Raw genomic sequence first — 2,515 nt, forward strand, 5'->3', positions numbered from 1 at the left:
TGCTGGCTCGACACGCCGCGCGATACGCTCGCGCGGCGCATCTGGGAAGACGTCGCGCGCGTGACCGGCGCGAACCCGGAAACCATCCCCGCGTGGCAGCTCGTCGTCGAGCCGCGCGCGGGTTTTGCGGCGGTGCCGTCGCAGGAAATGAAACGTCCGGCCGTGCGTACGCGCTGGACCAATCTTGTGCTGGCGGGCGACTGGATTGCCACCGGCTTGCCCGCCACGATCGAGGGCGCGATCCGCTCCGGCCAGCTGGCCGCGGACGTGCTCCAGACACAATAAGCGAGGGACCGATGAACGATCTCACCGAAATGGCTACCCTGTCCGCCGGCGCCGTGCCGGCCGGCGTCGATACGGCCGTCGCGCGTGCGACCGACGCGCTGCTGGCCGCGCAGAACGCGGATGGCCACTGGGTCTACGAACTCGAAGCCGATTCGACGATTCCCGCCGAATACGTGCTGCTCGTCCACTATCTCGGCGAGACGCCGAACCTCGAGCTCGAACAGAAGATCGGCAAGTATCTGCGCCGCATCCAGCAGGCCGACGGCGGCTGGCCGCTGTTCACCGACGGCGCGCCGAACATCAGCGCGAGCGTGAAGGCGTATTTCGCGCTGAAGGTGATCGGCGACGACGAGAACGCCGAGCACATGCAGCGTGCGCGCCGCGCCATCCACGCGATGGGCGGCGCCGAGATGTCGAACGTGTTCACGCGCATCCAGCTCGCGCTGTACGGTGCGATTCCGTGGCGCGCGGTGCCGATGATGCCGGTCGAGATCATGCTGCTGCCGCAGTGGTTCCCGTTCCACCTGTCGAAGGTGTCGTACTGGGCGCGTACCGTGATCGTGCCGCTGCTCGTGCTGAACGCGAAGCGCCCGCTCGCGAAGAACCCGCGTGGCGTGCGCATCGACGAGCTGTTCATCGATCCGCCAGTCAACGCCGGGCTGCTGCCGCGCCAGGGCCACCAGAGCGCCGGCTGGTTCGCGTTCTTCCGTGTGGTCGACCATGCGCTGCGCGCGGTCGATGGCCTGTTCCCGAACTACACGCGCGAACGCGCGATCCGCCAGGCCGTGTCGTTTGTCGACGAGCGCCTGAACGGCGAGGACGGCCTCGGCGCGATCTATCCGGCGATGGCCAACTCGGTGATGATGTACGACGTGCTCGGCTACGCGGAAGATCACCCGAACCGCGCAATCGCACGCAAGTCGATCGAGAAGCTGCTCGTCGTGCAGGAGGACGAAGCGTATTGCCAGCCCTGCCTGTCGCCGGTGTGGGACACGTCGCTCGCCGCGAATGCGCTGCTCGAGACGCGCGACGCGCGTGCCGAGGATGCCGCGATCCGCGGCCTCGAATGGCTGCGCCCGCTGCAGATCCTCGACGTGCGCGGCGACTGGATCTCGCGCCGCCCGCACGTGCGGCCCGGCGGCTGGGCGTTCCAGTACGCGAACGCGCACTACCCTGACGTCGACGATACGGCGGTGGTCGCGGTGGCGATGGAGCGCGCGCAGCAACTCAAGCAGAACGATGCGTATCGCGATTCGATCGCGCGTGCGCGCGAGTGGGTCGTCGGGATGCAGAGCAGCGACGGCGGCTGGGGTGCGTTCGAACCGGAAAACACGCAGTACTACCTGAACAACATCCCGTTCTCGGATCACGGCGCACTGCTCGATCCGCCGACGGCCGACGTGTCGGGTCGCTGCCTGTCGATGCTGTCGCAGCTCGGCGAGACGCCGCTGAACAGCGAGCCGGCCCGTCGCGCACTCGACTACATGCTCAAGGAACAGGAGCCGGATGGCAGCTGGTATGGCCGCTGGGGGATGAACTACGTGTACGGCACGTGGACGGCACTGTGCTCGCTGAACGCGGCCGGCCTGACTCACGACGATCCGCGCATGAAGCGCGGCGCGCAGTGGCTGCTGTCGATCCAGAACAAGGACGGCGGCTGGGGCGAAGACGGCGACAGCTACAAGCTCAACTATCGCGGCTTCGAGCAGGCGCCGAGCACCGCGTCGCAAACCGCGTGGGCGTTGCTCGGCCTGATGGCGGCCGGCGAGGTGAACAACCCGGCGGTGGCGCGCGGCATCGACTACCTGATGGCCGAGCAGAACGAAGAAGGCCTGTGGGACGAGGCGCGCTTCACGGCGACGGGCTTCCCGCGCGTGTTCTACCTGCGCTACCACGGCTATCGCAAGTTCTTCCCGCTGTGGGCGCTTGCCCGCTACCGCAACCTGAAGCGCGACAACACGACGCGCGTGACGGTCGGGCTGTAACGCGTGGCGCCGCAATCCACCGGCACGTTGCCCGTCATCGCCGTGACGGGGATGGCATTCGAGGCGCGCATCGCGCGCGGCGACGGCGTCGAAGCCGTCTTTGCCGCACGGGCCGACCGGCTCGAACGCGCGCTGACCGCGGCGACCGCGCGCGGATGCGCGGGCCTCGTGAGCTTCGGCACGGCCGGCGGGCCCGCCCCCGACCTGGCAACCGGCCCCCCCGTGGGCGGCACCGCCAGCTCCTG

Annotated in this window: 2 protein-coding genes and 1 pseudogene; all 3 read left to right on the top strand. The window is 68.7% G+C overall.

Annotated elements, in window-relative coordinates:
• Positions 1 to 285: FAD-dependent oxidoreductase (locus G3N99_RS38640; protein WP_206125023.1), on the top strand; the 285-nt coding region annotated here is incomplete at its 5' end.
• 11 nt (positions 286 to 296) lie between these two features.
• The gene (gene shc / locus G3N99_RS38645; RefSeq protein WP_174940478.1) at positions 297 to 2,270 is read left to right on the top strand and encodes a squalene--hopene cyclase; all 1,974 of its coding nucleotides are present in this window, start codon (positions 297 to 299) and stop codon (positions 2,268 to 2,270) included.
• A 3-nt stretch (positions 2,271 to 2,273) separates the two neighbouring features.
• Positions 2,274 to 2,515, top strand: a pseudogene (locus G3N99_RS38650) (hypothetical protein); the annotation flags it as partial.

This window comes from Burkholderia sp. Ac-20392 (assembly GCF_017104585.1).
Classification (GTDB): domain Bacteria; phylum Pseudomonadota; class Gammaproteobacteria; order Burkholderiales; family Burkholderiaceae; genus Burkholderia; species Burkholderia lata.

Bases quoted from the DNA above. Each gene is read 5' to 3' on its own strand.
- shc (WP_174940478.1), top strand. From the start codon at position 297: ATGAACGATCTCACCGAAATGGCTACCCTGTCCGCCGGCGCCGTGCCG.